The following is a 25,712-nucleotide window of genomic DNA, read 5'->3' on the forward strand; positions in this document are numbered from 1 at the left end:
AGCCTAAGGCAACGCTTGTACAGCTTCTGAAGAAGTTAGGAGTCTTGGTCGCACCAAAGGTCCGCCTATTCGCGCATCAAACTGTCAGCGACGATGCGCGATTCTTACGACGGCACAGTGTGGCAAGTAGCCCTCTCCCCAGCCCTCTCCCACTCGCGTGGGAGAGGGAGAAGTGCTCCCTCCCCCGCGATCGCGGGGGAGGGCTTGGGGAGGGGGTTACTTGCGGTCAGAATCGTCACTACCCGCAATTTGTTGGCGGCAAAACCAATGGGTCACGGCGAGTTTCATCAGAGGCCTGCGGGTCTGAGAGTTCAGGATGGACTAATTCAGCCCCCTCCAAACCAATCTCAAGACTTAGACTTGAGCGTCTTCTTGATGAAGCCGCCGACCTTCTCAGCGAAGTCGCGCACACCCTTGTCGGCAGAGCCGCCGAAGATGCCACCGACTTTGCGGTCGACCACTTCGTCCTCACCCAACACGGCGCCACTCGCTTTCGCTTTGATCCACGCGTTCACCGCGAACTTCTGTTTGCCGGCGCCGAGACCAATGAAGTAGCGCGCTGCCTTGTTGCCCTTCTTGTAGTCGGTGACGGTACCGCCAAAGGAGATAGCGGTGGCGGCGTCCGGACAGCCAGCGTCGCCAGCCTTGACCGCGGTCATGCCCTTCAATGTGTTTGGCAACTCCTGCACGATGCCTTGCTGCAGCGTGGCCAGCACCTCCGGCGGAATGGCAGCGGCGCGCTTGTCCTCACGGGACTCGGCCTGGCTCGAATCGCCCGGTTGGAACAGCTCGACTTCGACGCAGTCGTAGTTGGCGGCGTGACTGATCTGGGCAGCGGCCAGCAGAGGCAGTGCGGCAAGGGTGGCAATGGCAAGACGGTTCATGATGATCCTCATTTCGGTTCGTTTCGGTTCTATGGTTTGGACGGGCAACGCCGCAGGTTCATTGTCCTACTCGGACTCAGGACCGCAAGCCGATCATCCGCGCCATTTTGCGCGGATCACGGCGACCATCATCAATCCAACTGGCTTTGGCCTCGTTCGTTGCCTCAGTCTGGCGAACGGGCATTGGCGTCAAGTTGGGTTCGGCCGCCTGCTGCATCGACCCGCCAGAGGGCCCCTGCTTCGTACAACGCGGCTTCGGGCAGTTGTTCCGCGTGATCAATGTCGAGACGCAGCAACCGGCCTGATTGCTCCAACCCAATATGCGGCACGATGGTGTGGCCGATGGCCAGTCGTTTGGCCCCATAGGTGGCAAGGACCTGTTCCAGGTGCGCCTTGGGGTCAGACTCCCGCACAAACATCGGATCATCGGGCAGCGCCATACCGCGATACCACGTGACGCCCAGCTCGCCGAGCACGACAGCTGCTTCAGGTGGCAAGAACTGCAAGTCCGTAAAGAGATGCGGCCGTGCGATCCGATTCGCTTCGGCCAAGTTGAGTCCCGCACTCAGGAACGCGTGACTGATCCCGCCATGCACGAGCAAGTGATCGCCAATGCGGGCAATCACATTCTTGCTCGCGAGCCAGCCGCCCAATACAGACTGTGCGCCATAGAGCTTGTGCTGACCTTCCGCACCCAGTGCGCTTGCGAACGCCACCTGCCGAGGTGCCCAGTATTTGCTGCGCCCCGACAGCAGCATGTGTTCGTGATTGCCCAGAATCAGATGCAGTCCGCCGCCGGCCGCCGTGGCTTCGGCGTCCAGTCGATAGAGCAGCCACAGCAGCGCCGTACTCTGTTCGCCACGATCAACTTGGTCACCGACCAATGCGACATGATCCTTGCCGTACTGCCAGTGCAGGGATGCATCGATGACATCGGTTGCCTGCAGCAGTGCAACCGACTTGTCGAACTGTCCTTCCAGATCCGAGAGCATCAGTAGGCGATCTGGGTTCCGATCAACTTCCGCCGTCGCAGGACCAGGATTCGACCGCAAATCCACTTCGAAGGTCGTGTGTGCGGCGTTGTCGACGCGAACCACAATCCGGGGTAGCGGTTCTGCGGGCAAGGTTTCAGACACCACGTGCCACACGCCGTCACGCTGGACTGTATCCATCACAAGGAAGCCCTGCTCACTTCGAAATACATGCGGGCCTTCTTGCTGCAGTCCCGGAATGGCCATTGCGGGCGCGGTGACCGGGGCTTGTCTGGATTCGTTATCCTGGGCTTGCGCCGCGCCGACCAACAATCCACAAAGCAGCAGAGTCACGCAGAGAATCGGGCTTTGACAAGCCTTGGAACCAGGTCGGATCGTGATGTGCATTCGCATGCGGCGGCCCTCAGCGTGGCGGTGATCCGCCATTGAAGCGCGTCACACGCGCGCTGTCCAATCTCCGCCTCGGGACCCAAGGCGCCGGTGCGAGCGGCCCCCGAGTTGGTGGCCGCAGCGCCCTTCGGGTCAACGCCGCGTGCTAGCCTTCTGGTTCGATCACTTTTGCGGGAAACAGTCATGCTTGCGATCGGTATTCGTTCGGTCCCATTTGGCGCCTTCAGGCGCTTCAGTGCCTACCCATTGCTGACGCTCACCGTCCTTCTTGCGGCCTGCGCCAGCCAACCGAAACAGACCGCCACATTGGCCATGGCGAGCGAAACGCCAAGTGAGCCAATCGTTTTTCTGGAAGACGCCGCTGCGTCGCAAGCGGCTTCCGCATGTGGCATCAGCGTCGCCGCTGGCACCGGTGCGCCCGCACCGCCCGAGGCAACAGCCAGCGCCGCAGCGGATCCGGTGTTCGGGCTCGGAAAATGGATCGCGGGGTTGATCCTCTCGCAAGCCAAATCGGTGGCGACGCGCGAGCTCGGTTGGGATCAGGAATACAACCGCTTTCTGGCGCTATCCAGTCAGCTCAACGAGATCAATACGCGCTTGAATGCGCTCGATGCCCGCATGGATCGTCTGACTGAGTTGCTGGAGACGATTGACCTGCGCCGCGTCAAGTCGGAGTACCACCGCGATTTTGTCCAACCAGTCTTCATTGGCACGACGGCGTTGAATCAGCTGGCTTGCCGCGAGGCCGCGCTGAATCGCGCGCGCCTGCTCGATCGGGATGTGCAGATGGCGCTCAACCAGCGCAATATCGCGCTGGATCAGTTCAAGCAAGAGTGTCGCAGCAACAATGATTTCTATAGCATTCCCGCAAGCCTCACCGAGCGACTGAGTTCCTCTGGCTCCATTCTCGATAGCTACAAGCGTGCCGTGATCCTGCCGAGGCGATTTCTGGTCGAGCAGGACACCATCGAGTACGAAAGTGTGTTCTATCGCTATCACCTGACCCAAGTCACCGCGTTGCGGTTGGCCGCAGAATGCAAGATTCGGAATCGCCCAGACAACGCCGATCCCAACGACCCCGGTCAGGCGAACTTCCGAAAGGCGTTGGCAAAGTCCCTCTACGAAGACATTGACGGTCCGTTCCGCGTCGCGCGAATGGACCAGGTTGAACAATTCCTACCCACGCCCTTGCCCGAGGGTCTGGTGTTTGACATCCAAAACAATCTGCTGTGGCTCAACCGCCGTGAGTTCGGCGCGCATCCCTACACGAGCCAGCGTTTGTCCAACCGCGCTGTGAATGTGCGACTAACTCGTCGCGGACCCAGCGAAACCGGACCATGGCAGTTCCAGCTTGCCCGATTTGGTGATGTCGAGGCGATGGCGGCACTCGGGCAGGCGCTGCCAACGGTGCGGCGCGGCGACAGCGGTAGCTCGTTATATCCGGCAACACTGAAGCCCTTTTTGGCAGAGATCGGCCTCGGCCAAGTTGCTGCCGCGATTCCGGATTCGGGCGACCTGAGTTTTGCGTGGACCGCCGATGCCGGCCGGCCCATTCGGCGCTGCCACACCCTGGATGCGACGGCCTGCAAGAAGTGGTACGACCCGCATGAAAGCCTCGGTCGTATCGCGGCCATCGCCCCAGCCAGTGGCTCCAAACTTCGCCCAAATCCGGATGGGGCTTGGTACGCGCCACAGCAATGCCGCCCTAACGAGTGTCGCGATTTCCGTTATGCCAAGTCCGGCGTCATCTCGGTGTGCCGTGATCCCAACGTCACCGATTCGCGGACTCGCTGCGTTGCTGATCGCGTCTTGGGTGAGTGGCAGGCGCCTGGTCTATACACGTCACGTCCGCGGCCAGAGGATCACTTCTTCGCGTTCCGGTGGTCGAACACGGATTGATCCGCCCGCGCCACTTTGATCTGGCGTGAACACACTCGCCGCCCGATGATCCAGGCGGCGAGTGGTGCGTCTTGATGACCCAGTCGCGCAAACGTTTGCTGCTTACGGGAACGCTGACTTGAAGTAGCTGATCGCATCGAGCACTTGCGGGGTGATGCGCCGATACGCATTCGGAAACTCGACGCCCGGGCTGCACGTCGTGCAGCTATGCGTGCTGGCCACGCCGAACACCACCTTCTTGTTGCCGCCGAAAATGTCGGTAAACAGACCCGAGCCAGAATGCCCGCCGCTGGAATCGCAGTTCACCGTCAGACGGGTGTTCCAATTGTCGCTGTCTTTGCTGCCAAAGCCGCCGATCTCACAGTTGTTGATGTCTTGATAAGCCCAACCTTGCTCGCAGTTCGCGGGCGCCGCGCTGAGGTCGCAAGCCGGGTAGCCGCGATTGAAGCAACGGCCGTCACCCAGGTCATGATCGGCGCAGAAATCCTGCAAGGCCGCGTCAGTCATGGCGTAGTAACCGAGCCACCCAGTCGTATTGCCGGGCGACGTGCCGAGTACCATGATGCCGTAGTCGTGCGGCCATGGATTGGTGGGCTCGGTGCGGAAGGCCTCGGGCGTGAAGTACCAGATGGCGGTGTGTGCACCGTAAGGCTCGCAGCTCGCGTTGGCGCATTCGCCTTCGCGACCAGGCCGGAACCGTGTGCCGTTGAGTGAGACCCATGACGCATCGTCGCGGTCGTAAAGACAATGTGCGGCGGTCAGCACGATGTTGTGCGCAATCAAGGTGCCCGAGCAACCGGAGTTCCTGCCGCCACCTAGCTGGCCCTGGGCGCGAAACGGATAGGTCGTGTTGTCAAATCGACGGGTGCGCGTGTCAACACCGTTGCTCAAGCCCTTCTCGACCACCGACGGCTCAATGACGGGTTTGGCCGTTCCCTCGGACCCCATGTTGGCGCCCTGTTGTTCCAAATAGCGGTGCAACTGGTGCGCCAATTGCTTCGGCATGTCCACCCGGTATTCGAATCCCGTCTGCAGATTCACCGCACGCCACGCATTTTGATCAACGACGCGATTGCGATCTCCGGCATCGAGACGCTTGCCCCGACCAGGCATGGCATCGATGTCCGCGACACCGGCCCATGTCCAAACGTCGCTGAGCGGGGCGTGGGCTTTGCCTGTATCCGATATAGCGCGACCCAGGTCGATTGTCAGATTGGTCCCGAATGCGGGCGCGCGGCTGACGTTCTGGTCCGCCGCCGCGTGCGCCGCGGCGATGCTCATCATGCCGAGCGCGCAAGCGACGGCAAACACTTTCTTGTTCATGATCTCCTCCAAGTAGGGTATGTAATGGTTCTCAAGCACATCGATGAACGCCGATGGTGAGAGAGCATCCGTATTTCCGGGCTCACTTGGACATACGCGTTGCCATTAAGACAGAGATCACGTTGGTGGAAATATTTGTGCTGCCGGGTGAAGTTTGCAAGCGCGGGCACGCGGCGTCGCACACCGAATAGCGTGTGCGACGATTCTTTGTGCAGACATTCAATCAGCGTTGATTGCGAAAGGACGAAGCGTTCGATTTGATCGAGCGTGTCATAGTGCCCCGCAAGCCGACATGTTTTGCGGCGGTGCATACGCGATGCGCTGGCCGTTTGCATCGCGCCAAGGCAGCGGCTCAAACGGTTGAAAGCCGGCAGGCGGCTCGGTCGGAATGCCCTGCGCGTCGATCGCCTGTTTGACGTAGCCGAGTGACCCGTCGGTCGGTGTGCGCTGCAACCATAACGCGTCGTCGTCGCGCCCGGGCGCAATGTAGTGGCGCGCGTTGGTCAGCCAGCTGAGCTGGCGAAACTCATCCTGCACGATGCTGCGCGCCTCGCCCTCTGGCAAGTAGTGCAGCAAGTAGCAACGGGCTACCGTGGCATCGCGCAGAAAACGCGGATCCTGCTTGGTTGCCAACTGGAATAGTTGCGCACAGGCCGTCTCGATATCGGCCCGATCACGGGTCATGGCACTGATTCGGCAGTAAGCGCCCAAGCGGTGCAACAGACTGTCGCCGAGACTCGCATAGGCCGAGCGCGCAAGAAACGCGGTGGTGATCGCGTCTGTCGGCGCCAGCTTGCTCTTGACGCGCGCCGCCAAATCCAAGGCAGCCGGCAACACTTCTGGATAGGTTTGCTCGAATCGCGCCTTCTGACTCGCAGCCAGAACGATGGCATCCCATTCCGGCCGGAAAATCGGATTGCCCGGTTCACTTTGGATGCTATCGGGCAGTTGCAATAGGTCGGCGACAGCATTGTCGGGCGCCCGATTCGCAAAGTCCCGACGCGCACTGAGGCAAGGTTCGACGTCGACGTTGCAGAATTTCGCGACGACATAGAATTCCCATTCCTCGCGCCGACGACTCATGGCCTGCTCGAACAGTTGTTGCGCGGGCATGACCTTGGGCGGGGTCGCACCATTGATCTGTTCGTTGACCACATACAGATCGAATTGTTGGACGACCGTGGCGTAGCCGCCCGGTGATCGCCTATTCGCGGCCGTGATCAAACCCAGAACGCTGGCATCGGCTGCGAAGGCGTCAACATGGTGCTGCAGCAGCCGACTGTCTCGATAGTAGACGAATCGATCGTGCAGCCTTTGTAGGCGCTCGTGCTGAAATCCCAGCGCATCTGGTTGCAGCAGCCCTTGCTCGATGCCCGCGAGGACTCGGTCCTGAATTGCCTTATTCTCGTCGCCGTCGCCTAAGAACATCCAGTCGAACACCGATCGCGGGCACCGGCCCGCGGCCATGCACGGTGACACGGGGACCAGCACGTCGGCATCGTAGTTCAACATCGGTATCGGCAGAATCGCGCTGTCGCTCTCAAGCGCCATGGCGGCGATTTGCCAAGTGGTTTGATCCAAAGCCCGCTGCTGGGTCCACATCCAGCCGAAGGTTCCGGCGAGTCCGACGCCCGCGAGCAGCAACGCGCCACTGAGGGATGCCAGCGCAGGCTCTCGCCGAAGCCAACGCATAGCCCGTTCGGCGATACCCGGTCGACGTGCGCTGATGTCGAGTCCTGCCTGAAAGCGCCGCAGGTCATCCAGCATGACCGCGGCGGTCTCGTAACGATCTTCCTGCCGCCAAGCCATGGCTTTGGCACAGATCGCAGCAAGATCGGCCGGCATGCCAGCGATGTGCTGCAGCGGTTCGACGTTTCCGGCCAGCACTCGTTGCATGATGGTACGGGCATCGCCGCTACCATGCGCCGAGCGGCCGCTGACGAGGCGGTACAAGATGGCGCCGAGCGCGTAGACATCGGTGCTCCGCGACAGGCGAAACTCTTTGATCAGTACTTGCTCTGGCGCCATAAAGCCGGGTGTCCCCGACACTTCTTGGGCGAGCACTTGCCCACGTTCATCCATGGGTCGCGCCAGGCCGAAGTCGGCAACCAGTGGTTGACCGTGCTCGTCGATCAGAATGTTGGCCGGTTTCAGGTCGAGATGAAGGAGCCCTAGCCGATGGGCATAGTCGATGGCCTCAGTGATCGGAATCATCAACTGCAGCGCTTCCTTCGGCGCCAGAGCGCCAAGGCGACAGCGATGGGCGAGTGTTTCACCGCGCGCCAAGGGCATGCTGAGAAAATCGATACCCGCATGACTGCCGACTTCCAATACGGGCAGAATGTTTGGGTGGTTCAACGTGGCGGCGTGGCGTGCCTCGGTCAGGAAGCGCTCGCGTGAGCCCGCCAGACTCAGCGCCGTTGGGCCGAGCAACTTCAGGGCCACCTCTCGATTCAGCGACTTCTGCAACGCCCGGTAAACGAGACCCATGCCGCCCTGGCCGATCAATTCCAACAATTGATAAGCGCCAAAATCAGCCTGCGTCGGATCACTGAGATCCGGCAGGATCATTGGGTCCCATGTGTCGTCTGATTTTGCCAGGGACAAAATCGACGCGAGTCGGAGGGCGTCAAGTGGGTGCTTGAGGTCTTGCGTGTCCAAGGCCGCGGTCGGGTGGATGGACGGATTAGAATTCATGTTGCGATTCCTGAGTGCGACAGCACATTTTCGGTTGCACAGTCTGGATGGTGGCGCCTTGCCTACGGGCCGCCGCATCCCCTGTATTCAACCTATTACGCCTGACGGTACAAATGTGACAGGATTCGTTGGATTTCTTTACGGGGGCGCCCGATGCACTTTCCATCCACCCGCTGGAGCCTCCTGGTTGCTGCTGCCGACCCGGACCAAAGTCGCGTGGCTTGGGAAGCGCTGGCGCGTTCCTATCGCCCAGCGATCGTGGCCTATTTCCGAGCACGTTTCCGCCCGGAGGTGGCCGAGGATCTCACCCAGCAATTTCTGACGGAGTCGATTGAATCGGCGTGGTGGACACGAGCCGATGCGGGTACCGCCAGCTTTCGCACCTTTTTGCGAGTGCTACTGCAGCGGTTCGGTGCGCGTCATCATGAGCGCTTCAGCGTGGAACATGATCCGAATTGGCAAGCGGACGATTCCGCCGCCGAGTCATCGGCGCCTGCGCCTGGGCCAGAGCAGATCTTCGAGTTGCGCTTCGCGCAGATTCTGGTCCACCGTGCAGAGGAACACCTGAAGGCGTCGCTGCAAGAAGACCCGGCGCAACTCGCGCTGTTGCCCATGCTGTTTGCAGATAGCGGACACGGTGATCTGAAGCAGGTGGCAGAACAACTCAGTCTGACGCCGAACACACTTACTCAGCGTCTGAAGCGACTGAGGGTCCGCTTCAAGGCGCAGCTGCGTTCGGAGATCGGGGAGTTGCTGAGCGATCCCGAAAACCTTGATGTCGAGTTGCAAGGCCTTCTGAGCACGCTTCGACGGGCTTAGTATCTTGTCCCGCAAATAGATGAGGGAGATCGGAAGTATTGCGAGCCGACGCATGGCATCTGGCGGAGCCGAAGTGCTTACTCAGGCGACGACCAGCAGGTCGCATTGGTGCAATCGGCGAGAACGCTATTCGATTCGAGCGCGAGCGGATCTCGCTCTCAGGCAGAGGTGGCAAGGTTGCATCGTGGGCTTCTGATGCGGGCGGCTGTGCAACGTGTCGGTGCGGTGGTCACGCCTGCGCGATCCGAGCTGGTTTCGCTCGTAGAGCATGACGAGGCGCTCTTGTTCTGCGCAGGTTCACTTGCAATATCGTCGAGGTCCGGCCCTGCCAAGACCGACAGCAGTACGACGACTCCGAGCAGCAGGACTGCAACGGTGACGAGAGCATTTCGAATCGTGCGATAGGTCATGAGTTCGGTCAGTAGCGTGATCGGCGAAACGCGCAGGCAGCTTGATTGCGGGTGGCCTTCCATTCTGCGATCGCGCAGCACGGTCGCCTGGAGTTCGATGCGCCTTGCCAGCAGCGTCTGTGGGTAAGATTCCTGGTCTTGATCCCGACTGGCTGATCTGGGCAGCAAGGGGCCGCGGTATGGTTCAGTCTCGCTCGCTCGGCGTCGACGCCAATGCCTCCCTAAGCATGCGTTTGGCCGTGGCGACCTCCATGCAGAACTTCAGCGACATCACGATCAAAACAACGAGTGGCATCAGCAGAACCGCGTGAGGCTGATACCAATGATCAGTAGTGGCGACGTCTCGCTGACTCAGGGCAACAATCGTCGTGCAGGTCAGAAAAGCAACCCAGAAGACGGCGGTCAATAGATCCGGAGTGATAGTGACCCGAGCCTCGGACCCTGACTCCGTCGCGCTGACGACGCCGCGGATGATGGGCAGCGAGTCAGCTCGATAGCGGTAGGCCCGGGTCATCGTGAACGCTGTGTCCGAGACCTCCCCATAGAACCACTCATGCGGTCTTGGCGGCTCGCCCAGTGTTGCGAACTGACGCGCCATCGTCATTCGGGGCCCAGTATGGTGGCGCAGCGCGGCTATTGCGGAGTGAATCGGCAGCGGGGATCGAATAGTGCACCGATAGAACGGCATACGGGTTCCTGAGAGCGCTCTTTGCATTCCCCACCATGGTTGTTGGGTATGTGGGTTGAAACAAGTGTCGGGGGCCGCCGAGCAAGACCCGTTTGCGCGGATAATTCGACGCCGAATTCATGCTTGCCGGTGATTTACTCGAGCGGATCGGCTGAATTGGGACCATTGCGGCCCTCGGCACTAGCCGCAGTCTTCGGACACTCACCATGATGACCGATGCGGGCAGTCAGCTCGTCACATAATCGGGTCGCCGCTTCCGGATCACCACCGGCGATCAACACGGCGGCGAGACCGCCGGTCGCCTCAGGATCGAGTGGCGCGATGGTTAATACTCGGCGATACCAGGATTCGGCTTGGCGCCAGTCGCCAGCATTTCGATAGCGGTCACCGATCAGAATGCCGAGCGCTTCCTGCCAGTGCTGCACTTGGGCGGGGTTCTCCGCATAGTCTTGATCCATGGCCGCATAGGCCTGTTCGAACCAATGGCGGGCTTCGTCGTTGCGATCAAGTTGGGTCAGGACGTCGGCGAGATTGATCATCGCGGGCCACGCTTGTGGGTCCAGTTCGATGGCGCGCTGGTGCTCGATCAGTCCCTGGTCCAGATTGCCCTGCGCACTGAGCACCAAACCCAGTGCTTTATGCGCTGCTGCGGCGTTCGGTGCGCGTTGCACGGCCGCCTCGGCGAGTTCGCGCGCGCGTCGCAATTGGCTGCGGGCGGGCTCTTCGGCCATATGACCTGCCTTCAGCGCGTCGGCCAGGCGACGATATTCGATGGCCGTCGCACCGGGTGGGGTCGGCCAACGGATCGCTCGTTGCGTGAGCGCATTGGCGAGCCCCGCGAGGGCCGCGGGGTTTTCGGGGTCGACATTCAACACCCGTTGGTAGAGCTCCAGCGCCGCTTCGTTGTCGGCACGGTCGAACTGAAAGTAGTGATCGTCGGCGCGAACCAGGAGGCGCTCGTTGTCGGCACTGGTTTGGGTTCCGCCTTCGCGGGTGTGTCGGGTCCGCTCGGACCACAGCCAAGCCAAAACCGTGAGACCGATCACCAATGCCAGTCCGATCGTCAGTTTCGACCAATATTGCGGACGGTGGTAAGCGCGCGCGACGGATTCGGTCGGCTCAGCGTCCGGCTGCACGACCGCTTTGGTTGGCGGCGCCATGGTTACGATGGATTCAACCACCGGGATCCATCGATAGCCGCGCTTGGCGATGGTTTCGATCCACTGTGGCGCTCGGGCGTCATCGCCCAGTGCCTGCCGCAACTTTGACACCGTCCGGGCGAGGCTGTCGTCACCAACGACCAGTCCGGGCCACAGCGTGGCCATCAGTTGCTCCCGAGTCCAGACGCGCCCTGGCTCGTTGGCAAGCAGACAAAAGAGATCCATGACCTTGGGTTCCAACCGCTGATTGCCCGCGGGGCCGCGAAGCTCACCCAGGTCACGCTCAGCGCGCCATGGGCCGGCCACCACCCGCTCGGGCCAAGGCTCTGAATTCATTGCAGTCATGACTTGGGAAGAAGATCGTCAGCAAAGCAGGAGGGTTTGCTCATGGTGGAATAGCATGGCGAGCACCGACACTGCAGGCAAGCCGGCGTGGTGTCGGCATGACAAGAGAGGGATCGAATGCGTCAACAGGGATTTCAAGCGGGAGGGTGTTTGGTGCTGGTATTGGGGTTGCTCGCCTGCAGCGCGACCAGGCCGCCGGTCGTAGCCTGCCCAGAACCGCCCCAGGGAATGGATGCCGAATCGCCCACATTCCGCGCCGAAGACTTACGGTCAGACTTGGCCGCGCTTCACGCGGGTCTTCAGGAAGCGCATGTCGATCTGTACGCGCGCCAGTCGAAAGCTGCGCTCGACCAAGCGTTTGCCGAGGCGATGCATGGGATCGATCGGCCACTGACCCGAACCGCAGCCGAGCTCTATTTTCAGCGCGTTGTCGCAAAGGTGCAGGTGGCGCACGCCCGGATCGACCTGCCATTTGCGCGCTGGTCCGCCTACCGGGATGCCGGTGGCCGTGCGCTCCCGTTGTTTCTGCGGGTCGACGACGGCCGGGTGTATGTCTGGGAGCTCGCGATGCCGGTCGCGGGCCTCGCGCCCGGTGACGAGGTGATCAGCGTGGATGGACATGCCGCCCTGTCCTGGCTCAACAACCTCGGTGCGTTGGTGTCGGCCGATACCGACTACATGCGTTATGCACAGATGGAGCGCTTGCTACCCATGTTGGCCTGGCTCGCGCACGGCGATGTGGATGGCGTGGCGTTGCAAGTCCGCCGAAGCGACGGGCACGTTGCAAGCGTCACCGTGGCGAGCCGCTGTCGGGCCGAGATTTTGGCGGCAGCCACAACTCCTGCTGACCAAGCAGCGCCGGCATCTCGTGAATTCCGGTTGCTCAATGCAACCACCGGCTATCTCAAACCTGGTCCGTTTTATGACGATCGGCCGGAAGCCGAAACGCCCTGGAGCACGACGGCCTTTCGGACGTTTATCGATGCCTCGTTTCAGGACCTGATCGCCAAGAACGCCGACACGTTGATCATCGATCTGCGCGACAACCCTGGCGGCGACAACTCGTTCAGCGATTTGATGCTGGCCTGGTTTGCGACCCAACCCTTCCGCTTCAGCCCCGGTTTCGAAATCAAAGTCAGCCCGCAGACTACCGCCTCCAATCAAGCGAGACTGGACAGCGCACCGGCGGATGCTGGCGGCGCGTCGGCTGATATGGCCAAGCTGTTTGTTGGCAAGCAAACGGGTGACGTAGTGGTCTATCCGATCCCAGAAGTTGCGCCGCGTCCTGGTGATCGCTTCCGAGGCAAGGTGTACGTGCTGATCAATCGCCACACATACTCGAATGCCACGAACGTCGCCGCAGTGATTCAGGACTACAAGTTCGGCACCTTGCTCGGTGAAGAGACCTCTGACCTCGCGAGCACGCTTGGCGCGATGGAACAGTTCACGCTGCCGCACACCGGCATTGTGGTGGGCTACCCCAAGGCTCGTATCCTCCGACCGAATCGGGACCCTGCCCCGCGCGGCGTCGTGCCCGATCATGTGTTGGTCAGCCCGCACGGGCGAGATGGGCACGATGCGGTACTGGCGCTGGCGCTGGATTGGGTCCGACAGCAGACCGAATGACGGGCGGTGGTCATGTGCCTGACGGTTCCGGTATGTTCGCAATCAGAGTCGGCTCGATTGCTGGGCCGGAACCTCGCTTTGGCTGACCGAGTCGCTACCGCTCGATGGGTAAGGACCGATGATGAGCACTCACATTTCGACCCAACCTGACTGGCACGGCCGCATCGCTTTGTCGATGCTGCTTGCCCTCTTTGTAGCATTGGCGTCGTCGGTTGCACGTGCCGGCGACACTGCGCGCGTCGCGACTTCTGCAGACGCGCCCGAAGCTGAGCGAGGGCAACCGCCCTCGATCTGGCTTGTGCAGCATTCCCGGTTTCGGATGCAGGGGGATGTGTATGAATATCGCCTCGACTTCCAGGAACCGATCCCAGTGACACCGGCCCTGTGCCAGGTGGACGTTGCCGACATCGATGTGGCGAAAAATGGGCGCCCTCCAGATCTCAATGGCTATGACGCGGTGACTCAATACCGACTGTTCGCGTTTCGGGTTGCGGGCGTCGACTGTACAGACATGTCGCCTGCCGCATTCTTTCGTGCGGATGACGGCATCAGTGCCGAGAACATTGAATCCGTGCAGCGTGCGCTATGGCGCTGGCAGCGATCCTTGAGGATAGTCAGCGACTTGCCGCCAATTGAAGACAACGAGGCCGCCGGGGGTGATCTCGACGATTTTCTTGACCAAGTCCGCAATGCCCGGTTGACGGAGACATCGTCGATTGGACTGAGCGACTCGGACATCGTTTGTGAATGGTCCCTGCAAGGCGGCAAGGGGTTGCTTTGGGATGTCCGCATTAACCCCAACACCGGCGTGGTCAACGGAATTGGCTTTGGGCACGTTGATCCCGAACTTTCGGATGATTGATAGGCACGGCCGCCGGCCTGAATCCATTGCTCGGTTTGTGCTTGCCGCTGAACGATTGTTCAATTGGAGGGACCGCGCCGCTTCCGCCAGCCTGCTACCAGCTTCTGGTATGGCCGCACCACATCTGGCACGTACAGATCGCGGACGTCCTCGGGTGCGTATGTCGCGTCAATGAGCGGGCCAACCTCGAAGTGTTCGACGTCGGGTCGCGATTGAAGCCACGCAGCAACCCAATGCCGATCGGCCTCAGTTGCACTTCGACGGCTTTGGGGCACGACAAAGCCATCATCGGCGCCACCGTAGGTCAGGCCTGATGATTCGATCGCTTCGCGAAGGAAATCATTCCAAAACGCGTTGTCTGCATCGGCCGACTCATTCTCTTGGCGTTGCAGTTTGAGCTCAAATCCCAGGACTTGGAACTCGTCGACGTATAGTTTTTTTCGGAGCCGGCGGACCCGGCTTCGGCGGGGTGGCGTTCGTTGGTTCATTCTCATCGTTGCTGTTCTTCGAGCGGCGTTCGGCGAGGTGACGACGCGCTTAAGTCGTCCCACGAGATGGTAGCCAATTTGAACCCCGTCTTGGATCAAGTCCGGGGCGACGAATCGCAAGTGTCTCGTTTGTGGCAATTCTGCCGCTTGGGCTTGTGAGAAGAATCGATTTGCCAATGATCCGGGTTCATCTCTCGTCACCTGGGACTTGCTCCGAGTGGGGATAGCGCCGAATTGGACAAATCGAAGCCTACCTAGAACAACGGGGCCTGTTTTGCCCCGACGGCTTTCGCACTGTGCGGCACGTCGGGATCCAGAACAATCGGGCGATTGCATCGCAAGCAATCTGAGGCACCGAACGCTCACGCACTGGTCGATCTGATCGTTGCATGGGATTGCTCACGCTGGTCGGTCGTGATCGTCCGACGCAAAGAATTCCGCGTAGACCCGTAGCCACCCCGGAATGGGTCCGCGGCGGGCACTTTCGGAGCACTTGAGAACCCTATGAAACAGAGACATGTGAGTGTGATGGTGTTGGCGATACTCGCTAGCGCGACAGTCGATGCGCGCCCCGCGGGTCCACTGGTTTCGGTCGAGGCTGCGCCGCAGCCTGTCTTGCGCGAATGTCCGGCCAATTTGCTGAAGGATGTGGTGTTGCAGAACACTTTGCGGGTCTCGCGGTCGGTGCAAGTTCGCGATGGCGAGGTTGTTCATGTGGACCGGTTTGCACTGGATGGCAACGCACAATGCGCAGTTCAAACGGCGCCAACCTTTGTCGCACTGAAGCCGGATGACGCCTTATTGGCACCGATCGATGTAAGTGATGTCAGCGATGTCCTGTCGCTAGCCGATTCCAAGGGCAAGGATACGCCTTCGGGCAACTCTTGGGCCTGTACTGTACGCGGCAAGAACATTGCCGTCTATGCGGGTCGATGCGGCAGCGGCGGCGGTTTGATTGGTTCAGCGTTTTTTGTCGCACCCAACTTCGCGCTCAGTGGCGGCTCGATTTGGAATGGTTTCCAAGGGAATGCGTGCCTGATCGAAGGCACATCCAGCGCACCGTCCGCATACTACGATGTCCACACCGTCAATGTGGCTGGCTCCGGTTCGAACACTTTGGTGGGACTGGGCTTGATGCAAACAGGCCCAGGCACCTCGGGCGTGCAGGCTCAGGATAGTCCGCTTTATGTATCTGGGCAGCCATTCCGATCGGCTTCTGTGGAAGGCAAGTTTCAAAACTATTTCACCTGCAAGTCCGGCCCGGTCGTTTCGGACCAGAACGGGCTCGCACGCATTGACTACACTTATGTCAATGATCCCTTCCCGCCCGCTCCTTTTCCGTTGGACGTCGGCGGCCCGGCTTTTCTCGGCGTTTCGGGCAACACAACGCCAATCGGCGTGCATATCTTTGAGGGTTCGGTCAGCGTTCCCTATCCCTATCTGACGCCGTTCTTTCGACGCTTTACGTCCGCCGACACGGGTCTAATTGGCACGTGGATGCAGGCCGCAGTACCGACCAGCACGCAGGCTGTCACCATTACGTCGCCAACCTTCGGGAGTGTCGTCAACAGCAATCTCCCGCTCAATGTTGCGGTGACCGCGCCGGGTGGTTTTGCGCTCGAATTGGATGGGGCGCCAGTCGCCACCCCGATCAGCAATCTGAGCCCTGGCGTGCACACGCTCACGGCATACAAGCCGGGTTTGCCGCAGTACCGGCATACCATTCGCTTCACCGCCGAGGCACAGGTGTACGTCGACAACTACGAGTTTGACAATACCCCGGAAACCTACAAGGCGTTGTACGCCGATCAACCGCAAACGCACACCTTTCATCTGTACAACGACCAGGATTGGACCGCCTTCGCGGTCGGCAACGGGACTCGAATCAATCTATCGATGGTAGGGAGCAACTTCGGTACCTGCAGTATGACCCTGTACCGTCACCCCGACTATCCAAACGGGACACGTGAGCTGGTAACGTCGACCGCGGGACCTTGCCAAGCGTTGTCGCTGAACGTCGACTCGCCGGTCTCGCCGAGTATCCATGTGTATTTCTTGGAAACGCGTCTGCAAGGCGCCTACAGCGGGAACAACACGAGCTACGTGCTGACTGCCACCACACAGCAAGTCCCCGTAGCGGCTGATTCGTACGAAGCCGACAACAGTCGCGAGCAGTTTGTGGCGCTCTATGCTGGTGCGCCGCAGGATCACAACTTCCATCAGGAAGGCGACGTGGATTGGACGGCGTTTGCAGTCGGCCCTAGCGTGCCCGTTCAGGTGCGCGTAACGGGCAACGGTGCAGACCGGTCGCGCATCCGTCTGTATCGGCAGACCAACTACCCGTACGGTCCCATTGACTTGATCGGCACCCATGAGGCCACCAATCCGCTCCTGCTTTCGGATCAGATCTCGCATAACGGGCCCTACACCGTTTACTACGTCGAAACGTCGGCGATCTGGAGCGGCTTCTATGGGTTGGCGGCAAGCTACACGATTTCGGTGGAGGCAAACTAGGGGAGTCTGAATCAGGCCATCCTGGACTTTCAGACCCGCACTGTGTCCGGCCGCCTGTCCCGGCGAAGGCCGAGGTCCGGACTCAGTGCTCCAGAATCACGCACTTGTGTGCTTGATTCTGGACGGGCCAGCCATGGCCCCGCGTCGCCTCTGAACTTGTTCAGAGGCTACCAAGGCAACTTTGAGTCGGTCCGACTTGAATTCTCAGATACTCTTGGCGGCATCAGCAGCTCTCTGACCCTTGGAGCGCCTGCTCACCTGGACGCTGCCGCGGTCACTCGTGTCGTGTCCCGCAAATAGCACGGGAATCACTCAAACCCGTGCGCAAACAACGGGAGCTCTGCAGCGACAACGGCGACGTTGCCAAGTATCACTCTGCCCGAGGCATCCCGACCCCCACTCTGAAGCTGGATTTGCGGTCGATTCGTCGCCCTGGCCGGCAAGCTGGCGCGCAGCGAATAGGTCCCAGGTGCCAGATCGGCAGGCACGAGAGCAGTGGCTTGCAGCGTTAATGGCGCACCGGGATGCAGCGCACGCAAATCATCGGCAAATCGGGTACTCCAGCGGGTAACACCGCTCGTGTCGACTAGTTCAAGTTGCAGCTCATATTGCCAATAGATTGGCGCACTGCCGGTGTTGGCAAGAGCGACGGTCACCGGAATTGGACTGCCAGCATGAATCGGGTCGGGCAATTCCAGCCGATCTAAATGCAGATTGTAGCCAAGCGCGCGGCGAATGCTCGCCAGCGCAGTCGCAAACCCGGGTTCCTCATGCTTGCCCGCCGGTCCAAGAACGCTGAAGTGGTACTGCCGTATCAATGTCTCGATGTCAGCCTGGCGGCTCACCCAGACGTTCTTTTGGCTGGCCAACGGGCTCTCACCGGAAACGGGATTCTGCTGCCAGTTGTCACGAGCGCCCGGCGATTGGTTGGCGATCGCCCATTCCATGTTCCAATCGCCGCTGTCATCGCACAATGGCATTGCGGGCGAGAACAACGCACACGCGCCGGTAAAGGACGGAAAGTAGTCTTCGTGAAAGCCAAATTCGGTATTGCCGACGTCCGTAGCCCGGGGATATCGGGTTTGCATCGGCGTCTGCACGAAAGCCTGTGCGTAGTGGTCACGGATCGCTTGCTTGGTCGAACTACTCGGTTCCAGAGACTCGCATCCGGTCTGGTGCCACTCGCCCCAAAGTCCCAATAGGCCGATTTGTATGGCGGTGACTCGAGCGTCGCCGTCATACCGCGCTGCGAATGCATCGATCAGTTGCTCCATTTGCGTCAACATGTTCGGATGATTCCACGCCGGAGCCCGACCTGGGCCATCTCCATTGCAACTGGTGTAGTCGGTTCCGACAATGTTGAAGGGCGCTTGCTCGAGGAACAAGGGATAGTCTCGCTCCAACTGGCCGCCTGAGTAGTACTGACTGATGCCGCTGGCTGGGCCATCAGGATAGTCAGCGACCAAGCGGAGCACGAAAGTCGCGTCCGGATATACGGCCTGGATCGGCGCCAGATGACGCTGTTCGAAGCCCGACCAGTCGAAACTCTGATCGAACGGTTCCACCTCCCGCCAAGGTACGTAGACATGAAAAATCCGTGTTCCGTAGAAGTTGTCGGTTCCGCCATCGGCTGCAAACGTCGTGCCCCAGAGCATGAAACCCTTGTGTGGATTCGACACATCGTCGCTCGTTCGGGGCGGCAGAAATACAGCTGAGCCGGCCACATTGGCACTGAGGACCAACGCGCTGGTCAGGATTGCCCGCAGAATTTTCATGCTGATTTGATTGTCGCTTCGATGCTGTGCCATCGCACGGATTCCAGCACAGGGCACAAGTCGAGAACCGGGATGATCGGCACACTTGAGCGCCAATGAACCGTAACGTCGTCAATAAAGCCTACGCGTGGCCGGCTTGAACCTAGGTATTGATCAAAGCCCTTTTTGTATCGACGCGGCCGCGGCGAACCGGCGCGTGCGGCATGTGGGGGTTTCAAGTCAGGTGTCGTACTCGCCATCCCACGGCGGATAGAAGGCCATGTAGTTTCCAGGCTCCACGGTCACCCAGATCGATGGGTCATCGTCATCGTCGTCGTCTTCACCGGCGTCGTCGGTATCGTCATCGCCTGGATCAAAGATCAGCCCGAATTCCAAGCCGAAAGCGCTGACACTAAAGGGTGTCACCGAGATGTCCTGGAAGGTGTGTGGCCCCAGGCGCTCCAACAAGCGTTCGGTGAACGCGTCGACAGCCGATTCCGTCGTGAGCCCTTCCTGCTTCTCGTCGAAGATCTCTGCCTCAAGCAACGCGCCATATTCATCGAATCGGTACAGAGCGATGTAGTTGCCGCCCTTGCGACCTTCAAGTCGCGGCTCGAAGGGAAAGGTCAGAAAGAACTGTGAGCCGTCCTTCAGCTTGCCGACGTAGCGCGCCTTGTAGTCATCGTGGTTGATGCGTACGAGCCGTGGCGGCAATCGTTTTGAATGGGGTGGCAGGCTGGACGCGTCGCCTTCAAGGTAACCCTTTTTGCGCTTCTCATGAATGTCGCGCGCAACCGCGCGCAACGCAGCGTCGGGGCTTTCAAAGTTTTTTTGCGTCAATCTGGGCTTGGCGCCAATCCGACCGTTTTCGGTAATGATCGTATTGCCACGGCATTCGATGTTCCAAAACTTGTTGGATTGATCGTCCTGCAGATAGAAAGTTCGCTTCATTTGGTGAGGCCGCGTTCGTGGATGAAGTGCTGTATGCCGTCAGGACGACCGACCTTGGGCAGACCGGCCAGGAACCGGCACCTACTTGAGTTGCTGCGCCAAGCCAAGCAAGATGCCTTCGGGCCCACGGATGTAACACAGCCGGTAAACATCTCGATAGTTGACGACTTCATCCACGATGGTGGCGCCGAACTGGCGCAGGCGCGCCAGGGTGTCGTCGAGATCGGTCACGGCAAACATCACGCGCAAATAGCCCAGCGAATTGACGGGCGCGAGCCGATGATCCGACGCCATGGCGGGCGCGTGGAAGTGCGACAGCTCGATCCGGCTGTGGCCATCTGGCGTGCGCAGCATCGCGATTTCGACTTTCTGGTCGCGGACGCCCGTAACGCGCCCGGCCCATTCTTCGTCGACCATCATTCGACCTTCGAGGATCATGCCGAGTTCGACAAAGAACGAGATCGTTGCATCGAGGTCTTCCACCACGATGCTCACATTGTCCATCCGAACGATTGTCATGATTCGACCTTATCCGCTATCGCTTGGGACCCGTTGCACGCGTTTACGGTAGTCATTGACATTGTCGCCTTGAATGCGTGTCTTTTGCGTGCCTTTGACTTCAGACACTTTGCGCTCCGAGCCCGTGATGGGCTTGGCTTCGACCGCAGTCTCGTGCTCAAAGCTGTGCGACTTATCGGTGTTGCGGTAGTACCGGTAGAGAAACCAGTACAGACCCGTGGCACCGGCTGGGCCGGCTAGCAATAACCATAGTCCACTGTCGTCGCTCACAGATTACTCCCCACAATCGCCAATGCAATGCCTTCGAGAATCGTGCCAACGGTCAGCGCTGCCAGCAACAGCTTCCACTGTTGCACGGGCACACTGCCCATCGTCTCGCCGGTGCGGCCATTGACCGCAATGTAGTGCAGCATGCCGCCGTTGCTGCCCGGTTGGTGGTACGAATACAGCCACACCGGCAAATACATCGAGACCCAGCGCGTGCCATGCACAACGAGGCGCTCGCGCTCCCAGCGCACGCCGCGGTCGTATCGATTGACCGATTGCCGGACTTGTGCGCGCGCGATCGACAGGAGCTGGTCTTCCAAACGCGGCTGCAAGTGATCGACATCGCGATCGCGCTTTTCGGAACTGAAGCCCGCGAGATAGGACGCGTTCCACTTCACCGCATTCTTGGTGTCGAACGGCAGGATGGTATTGATGATGTTGTTCGTATTGGCGCGCGTATCCAGGTTGCCGCGATCGGCGGACGATTCGATCGTCAGATCGTCGACCGTGAAGTCGACGTGGCGATCCACCTGATAGACGTCGGCATCGTAGTACGTCTTCTTGTCGTTGCCGCTGCCGGTGGTGTAGCGGCGCGTCTCAACTTCGCCTTGGCCGGACACATCGGCGCTGACATTGCCGTCGATGACCATGTAAGGCAGGTAGACACCCACGACGTTTTCTGGCGTGAACTGTTCCTTGAAAGCTTTCAGCGCAAAGAGCCGGCGCTTGTCGACGAATTGGCGGATGCGCGCGACGGCGTCGTCCTTTTTGATGTGGAACGGCAACACGGCATCTGGCACCGCACCGTTCGCGACTTGCTCGTTGACGCCGAACACATGTCGACACCAATGGCAGCGCGCCGTCATCGAACTCTGCGTGTTGACGGTCACCTCGGCACCGCAGCCGGTGCACTTGAAGCTCATCAAGTCGGCGACATCGGCCGCAATATTGCGAGCGCCCGATGCAATGACGCGGCCTTTCAGTTGGTCGATGCCCACGCCGAGGCCGAATTCTTCCTCGACGCGCTGGCCTTGCCACTCGTTGCGGCAAAACAAGCAGATCAGCAGATCGCTGCCAGGCTTGTGCCGAATGTCGGTGGCGCCGCACTTCGGACAGTGGTTCTGACCGTCCTTGAGCTCGGCGGACTCGGTGTCAATCGCAACCGGGTCGGGCGCGAGCAATTCGTCACGAATGGGCTTTGGCAGCGTCGCCGGATCGATCGGCGAGCTGCCTGGCTGGGGTGGCACATCCTGTGGCGATCCGGGGCCGCTGTAGGGCGGCAGCGGCGGTGGCGGCGGATTGCTCGGTTTTGACATGGTGATGGGCCCCGTTTGTTGCTTACAAGCCTAGCGCTTTGGCCTTGAGGGTATCGTAGTCGGCCTGGGTGATCAGACCCAGGTCCAGCATTTCCTTGGCCTTCTTCAACTTGGCGATGGGGTCTTCAGCGGCCGGTGTGACGGGCTGCTGGATGCCGGCGACGCCGCCCATCATGCCACTGGCCATGCCGATTCCGACGAGACCGGCTGCGCCGCTGTTCTCGCCAGCCGCCTGGATGCCCGCAGCGACGCTGGCCTGCAGATTCGAGTTGCCGCGCGCGCCCGACAACGCATCGGCGCGCTGCACCGTCTTCAGCAGTTCCTTGGTGTTCGCATCGTATTCGATCGACACGATGGCCGTCTTGACGATGGCGAGGCCGCGATCGGTCTTCCATTGGTAGGCATTTTCGACCGCCGCCGACAGGCTCTTGGCAAAGCCGATCGAGTCCTGCTGCAGCTTGGTGATGCGGTTGTTCTTGCTCGGGTCGTTCGTGTAAAGACTGAACGCCGGCGCCAGCGAGCTCACCACTTCATTGAACAACTGGCTGGCCGCAGCGTTGTCGAGATCGGTGAAGTCAAACACCTTGCCGGGCTGCAGATAGGCGGCCGGCACGAAGTTCTTCACGAACAGGATGGGATCGACGATCTTCATCGTGTACGACCCGCGCGTGACGGCGCCGACTTGCGTGTTCAGGAAGCCGTCGTCCCAGTAGATCTCAGACTGCGTGCCAAAGCGGTTGTCTGGCAGTTCCTTGAGCGACACGAAGAACGCCGCCTGCTGCGAACCCGGCTGGCCGCCAAACTTGAAGCGTTCCCAGCTCTGCTTGATCAGAGAATCGACCAGACCATCGCCAGCGAAGATGGACTTCGAGTTCAGATCGTCGGATCGCCACTCATAGCCACCCGGCTCGGCCACAAAGCCCGTGATGGCACCATCCTGCAGCAACAGCAACCCGTAGCCCTCGGGCACCACAATCTTGGAGCCATTGCTGATGATGTTCGACGAGCCCTTGGTATTGGACCCACGCCCGGCATTGGTGCCCTGAGGCACAGCCGCAAACACGGCAGCCGTGGCCGGCAATCCGTTCGGCACGGTGTAGAAGTCCTTCCATTGGTCGGCGAGCACGCCGCCAACCGAACCCGCAACTGCTTGAATCAGACCCATGATCGTTCTCCGTGGCGCTTGGCCGGACCTCATGCCCGGCATGGGTCGAGACTATACAGCCCCCGACCGCTACGGCGATTCCCGTCATGCGTTTTTTGACGATGTCGCAGGCAGCCCCAGATTCCAAGGCTTGACTACCAGCAAGCTGACCTCGCACGCCCTGAAAATTGGCTGCCATGGTCGATTTTGAATGGGCCGTCCTTGGCCCTCAGCGATGCTGACCACGTTCGCAGCTCGCCTGGCACGCGGGCAGGCCGTTGGCTCAGGCCAACGCCGGATAGTCGGTGTAGCCTTCGGCGCCGCCGCCATACAACAGATTTGCGCGCAATTCGTTCAGAACCGCGCCCTCTTTCAAGCGGCGCACCAGATCAGGATTGCTGATGAACGAGCGACCGAACGCGATCAGATCGGCCTTGCCATCGGCGATCGTCGCAGTGGCCAACTGAGCGCTATAGCCGTTGTTGACCAACCAAGGCCCCTTGAAGGCTTGGCGCAACGCGTCGTAATCAAAGCGCGGCGCGTTGGGTTCACGCGTGCCACCGGTTTCGCCTTCGATCACATGCAAGTACGCAAGCCCAAATGTGGCCAGTTGCGCGACCACGTAACCGTAGGTTTGTTGTGGTGTGCTGTCCAGCGGTGCGGTGAACGACGTCATGGGGCTCAGCCGGATGCCGGTTCGGCCGGCGCCAATCTCGTCGACGATGGCTTGGGTGACCTCGATGATCAGACGCGCGCGGTTTTCGATGCTGCCGCCATAGCGCCCGGTGCGGTCGTTCACGCTATCGCGGAGGAACTGCTCCAACAGATACGTGTTGGCGGCGTGGATTTCGACGCCGTCGAATCCAGCGGTGATCGCATTGCGGGCCGCGCGACGATAATCGTTGATCAGGCCGGGAATTTCGTCATCGCGCAGCGCTCTTGGCGTGGAGACCGGCTCGAAGCCTTGCTTCGTAAAGGTCTTCGCCACCGCGGCGCGGTTTGTCGACGAGACCGGGACCTCGCCTGCTGGCAGCAGTGACGTATGCGAAATACGGCCAACATGCCACAGCTGAATGACAATCTTGCCGCCCTCGGCGTGAACCGCGTCGGTCACCTTTTTCCAGGCGTCGATCTGTGTGTCATTCCAGATGCCCGGGGTGTCGAGATAGCCCTGGGCAGTAGCGCTGATCGGGCTGGCTTCGGTAATGATCAAGCCGGCGGTCGCGCGCTGACGGTAGTACTCAACGGTCAGCGGGCCGGGAATGTTTCCCGGCAACGCTCGATTGCGAGTGAGCGGCGCCATGACGATTCGGTTGGTCAGGGTCAAGTCGCCAATTTGGGTCGGATCAAACAAGGTAGTCATGGCAGTCCTTTCAGGGAATGTGGGTAATATTAGACCGGTCGGCTAGTATTTAGGGGCAGAAAAAGTCGCGGTGGCGACGGGTGGAAGGGATCATCTGAGGGCTATGACGTCAGGATCTGGCGGGTAAAAGCCAGCGCGTTGTTCAACGCCTCGGGGTTACGATTGAGCTTGCCCAGCAGACTTGCGCCTAACCAGAGTGGATACAGCATGTGGGCTGTTGCTTTGGGATCGAGCTCAGGAATCGAGCCGTCCTGGATCCCAAGTTCGATCTGCCGGGCAATGCGTTGGACGATCTGTTCGGTGCCGTCGCGGAGCGTCATGCGCATGGGCTCGGACAAGTCCGCGACTTCGCCGCCCAGCTTGACGACCAGGCACTTTGCCTCGTTGCAGCGTGCGCCCTGGCCATCGACCCAGCCCTGCCAGTAGCGCATCAAGCGCTGATTCGCCGTAAGCGACTCGTCAGCAAACGCCGCATCCAGCATGGCGAGGTAGTGGTCGAAGTAGTCCTGGAGGAGCGCCTGCCCGAACTGCTCCTTCGACGGAAAGTAGTGATAGAACGAGCCTTTCGGCACACCCGCCGAACTCAAAATCTCGTTCAGACCAACACTCGAAAAGCCCTTGCCGACGATGATCCGGTGGCCGGTGTCGAGGATGTGCTGACGCGTGTTGTCGTGGCGGGTGTTCATGTCGAGGGTATTAGAACAAGAATTAGACCAGTCGTCTAGTACCCCTCTGTGAGCAAATGTGTCGCATCCCAATAGGCATGAAGTGCACGGAGCGCTCCCGTCGCATGGTCTCCCCAATGCGTGCGAAAGCTGAACGTCCACTCCCAAAATGCGGCGGCTATTCGGCCGTGATCGTAGTGTCTCAATCCGTCTGCAACATCACGGTAGATGTCTTGAAGATCATCGCAGACATCGCCAATGACCGGCTGCTCGGGTGGCACTTCAAGCGGATCGAATACAATGCCGTAATACCCGATGGGCAATAGGCGCGTGCGCGCCACGACGCTGGCCATTTCAGCATCTTCCAACGCCAAGGTCGCATCGTCGTCATGCTGCTCGTTATGCAGCGGTTCCGCCGTCAGCTGCAACAACAACGCCGCGTGATACAGCGCACTGACTCGTACCAGCGCGCTGTACACAGACATGTCAGTTCCGTCCGCGCCATTTGCCCAATGGCAATAGCGCCGGGCCTCGCTTTCGAATTGGTCAATCGGCGACATTCACGCTCCAGCCTCAATCAACGATCGCTGCGGTAAGCGGGCAATGGTATCGCCAGAGAATGTTGTCGCTGGAATC

22 protein-coding genes are annotated in these 25,712 nt (G+C 60.2%); 5 read left to right on the forward strand and 17 right to left on the reverse strand.

Annotation, left to right across the window (positions count from 1 at the left end; all coding sequences use genetic code 11):
* Positions 1-347 precede the first annotated feature (347 nt).
* Together C7S18_RS19550 and C7S18_RS19555 are read right to left on the reverse strand one after the other, a co-directional pair.
* Positions 348-884: a DUF4410 domain-containing protein gene (locus C7S18_RS19550; protein ID WP_170113368.1), complete on the reverse strand. Its 537-nt coding sequence runs from the start codon at positions 882-884 to the stop codon at positions 348-350.
* Between the two features lie 164 nt (positions 885-1,048).
* Positions 1,049-2,209, reverse strand: coding sequence for a metallophosphoesterase (locus tag C7S18_RS19555; protein WP_170113369.1), 1,161 nt, complete (start codon positions 2,207-2,209; stop codon positions 1,049-1,051).
* Positions 2,210-2,449: 240 nt separating this feature from the next.
* On the opposite strand from C7S18_RS19555, the gene C7S18_RS19560 reads away from it, so the two are divergent.
* Positions 2,450-4,165, forward strand: coding sequence for a hypothetical protein (locus C7S18_RS19560; RefSeq protein ID WP_106893141.1), 1,716 nt, complete (start codon positions 2,450-2,452; stop codon positions 4,163-4,165).
* Positions 4,166-4,267: 102 nt separating this feature from the next.
* Here C7S18_RS19560 and C7S18_RS19565 read toward each other — a convergent pair whose 3' ends face one another.
* Positions 4,268-5,488 (reverse strand): trypsin-like serine protease, encoded by a 1,221-nt coding sequence (locus C7S18_RS19565; RefSeq protein WP_106893142.1) that lies wholly within the window; start codon positions 5,486-5,488, stop codon positions 4,268-4,270.
* Between the two features lie 270 nt (positions 5,489-5,758).
* Complete coding sequence (locus C7S18_RS19570; protein WP_170113370.1) at positions 5,759-8,185, reverse strand: serine/threonine-protein kinase; 2,427 nt, start codon at positions 8,183-8,185, stop codon at positions 5,759-5,761.
* 153 nt (positions 8,186-8,338) lie between these two features.
* On the opposite strand from C7S18_RS19570, the gene C7S18_RS19575 reads away from it, so the two are divergent.
* Entirely contained in the window at positions 8,339-9,004 is a 666-nt protein-coding gene (locus tag C7S18_RS19575) for an RNA polymerase sigma factor (protein ID WP_106893144.1), read from the forward strand.
* 158 nt (positions 9,005-9,162) lie between these two features.
* Here the strand turns inward: C7S18_RS19575 and C7S18_RS19580 are convergent, their stop codons facing one another.
* From C7S18_RS19580 to C7S18_RS19590, 3 genes are all read right to left on the reverse strand, one after another.
* Positions 9,163-9,495, reverse strand: coding sequence for a hypothetical protein (locus C7S18_RS19580; protein WP_146152017.1), 333 nt, complete (start codon positions 9,493-9,495; stop codon positions 9,163-9,165).
* Positions 9,496-9,598: 103 nt separating this feature from the next.
* Positions 9,599-10,012, reverse strand: a complete 414-nt coding sequence (locus C7S18_RS19585) for a hypothetical protein (protein ID WP_106893146.1) — start codon at positions 10,010-10,012, stop codon at positions 9,599-9,601.
* A gap of 224 nt (positions 10,013-10,236) precedes the next feature.
* Entirely contained in the window at positions 10,237-11,607 is a 1,371-nt protein-coding gene (locus C7S18_RS19590) for a tetratricopeptide repeat protein (protein ID WP_106893147.1), read from the reverse strand.
* 228 nt (positions 11,608-11,835) lie between these two features.
* Here C7S18_RS19590 and C7S18_RS19595 point away from each other — a divergent pair, with 228 nt between their 5' ends.
* Both C7S18_RS19595 and C7S18_RS19600 read left to right on the forward strand, forming a co-directional pair.
* Positions 11,836-13,233, forward strand: a complete 1,398-nt coding sequence (locus C7S18_RS19595; RefSeq protein ID WP_170113371.1) for a S41 family peptidase — start codon at positions 11,836-11,838, stop codon at positions 13,231-13,233.
* 118 nt (positions 13,234-13,351) lie between these two features.
* Positions 13,352-14,095, forward strand: a complete 744-nt coding sequence (locus tag C7S18_RS19600; protein WP_106893149.1) for a hypothetical protein — start codon at positions 13,352-13,354, stop codon at positions 14,093-14,095.
* A gap of 59 nt (positions 14,096-14,154) precedes the next feature.
* On the opposite strand, the gene C7S18_RS19605 is transcribed toward C7S18_RS19600, so the two are convergent.
* Entirely contained in the window at positions 14,155-14,583 is a 429-nt protein-coding gene (locus C7S18_RS19605) for a YggL 50S ribosome-binding family protein (protein WP_106893150.1), read from the reverse strand.
* Positions 14,584-15,087: 504 nt separating this feature from the next.
* Here C7S18_RS19605 and C7S18_RS19610 point away from each other — a divergent pair.
* The gene (locus C7S18_RS19610) at positions 15,088-17,097 is read left to right on the forward strand and encodes a hypothetical protein (protein ID WP_146152018.1); all 2,010 of its coding nucleotides are present in this window, start codon (positions 15,088-15,090) and stop codon (positions 17,095-17,097) included.
* A gap of 308 nt (positions 17,098-17,405) precedes the next feature.
* Here C7S18_RS19610 and C7S18_RS19615 read toward each other — a convergent pair whose 3' ends face one another.
* The 9 genes from C7S18_RS19615 to C7S18_RS19660 all read right to left on the reverse strand — a co-directional run bounded on the left by C7S18_RS19615 (position 17,406) and on the right by C7S18_RS19660 (position 25,636).
* The gene (locus tag C7S18_RS19615; RefSeq protein ID WP_106893152.1) at positions 17,406-18,905 is read right to left on the reverse strand and encodes a DUF4832 domain-containing protein; all 1,500 of its coding nucleotides are present in this window, start codon (positions 18,903-18,905) and stop codon (positions 17,406-17,408) included.
* 186 nt (positions 18,906-19,091) lie between these two features.
* Complete coding sequence (locus C7S18_RS19620; protein WP_106893153.1) at positions 19,092-19,802, reverse strand: WGR domain-containing protein; 711 nt, start codon at positions 19,800-19,802, stop codon at positions 19,092-19,094.
* Between the two features lie 81 nt (positions 19,803-19,883).
* Positions 19,884-20,321, reverse strand: coding sequence for a VOC family protein (locus C7S18_RS19625; protein ID WP_106893154.1), 438 nt, complete (start codon positions 20,319-20,321; stop codon positions 19,884-19,886).
* Between the two features lie 9 nt (positions 20,322-20,330).
* The gene (locus tag C7S18_RS19630) at positions 20,331-20,591 is read right to left on the reverse strand and encodes a hypothetical protein (protein ID WP_106893155.1); all 261 of its coding nucleotides are present in this window, start codon (positions 20,589-20,591) and stop codon (positions 20,331-20,333) included.
* Complete coding sequence (locus C7S18_RS19635) at positions 20,588-21,904, reverse strand: hypothetical protein (RefSeq protein WP_106893156.1); 1,317 nt, start codon at positions 21,902-21,904, stop codon at positions 20,588-20,590. Before C7S18_RS19635 ends, C7S18_RS19630 begins: the two co-directional genes overlap by 4 nt.
* Positions 21,905-21,926: 22 nt before the next feature.
* Complete coding sequence (locus C7S18_RS19640) at positions 21,927-23,069, reverse strand: SPFH domain-containing protein (protein WP_106893157.1); 1,143 nt, start codon at positions 23,067-23,069, stop codon at positions 21,927-21,929.
* A 262-nt stretch (positions 23,070-23,331) separates the two neighbouring features.
* On the reverse strand, positions 23,332-24,411 hold the full coding sequence (locus C7S18_RS19650) for an alkene reductase (RefSeq protein ID WP_106893159.1): 1,080 nt from the start codon (positions 24,409-24,411) through the stop codon (positions 23,332-23,334).
* A gap of 101 nt (positions 24,412-24,512) precedes the next feature.
* Positions 24,513-25,097, reverse strand: coding sequence for a TetR/AcrR family transcriptional regulator (locus C7S18_RS19655; protein WP_106893160.1), 585 nt, complete (start codon positions 25,095-25,097; stop codon positions 24,513-24,515).
* Positions 25,098-25,132: 35 nt separating this feature from the next.
* The gene (locus C7S18_RS19660) at positions 25,133-25,636 is read right to left on the reverse strand and encodes a DUF5063 domain-containing protein (RefSeq protein ID WP_106893161.1); all 504 of its coding nucleotides are present in this window, start codon (positions 25,634-25,636) and stop codon (positions 25,133-25,135) included.
* Between the last annotated feature and the right edge of the window lie 76 nt (positions 25,637-25,712).

The sequence above is a fragment of the Ahniella affigens genome (assembly GCF_003015185.1).
In the GTDB taxonomy this organism is placed as follows: domain Bacteria; phylum Pseudomonadota; class Gammaproteobacteria; order Xanthomonadales; family Ahniellaceae; genus Ahniella; species Ahniella affigens.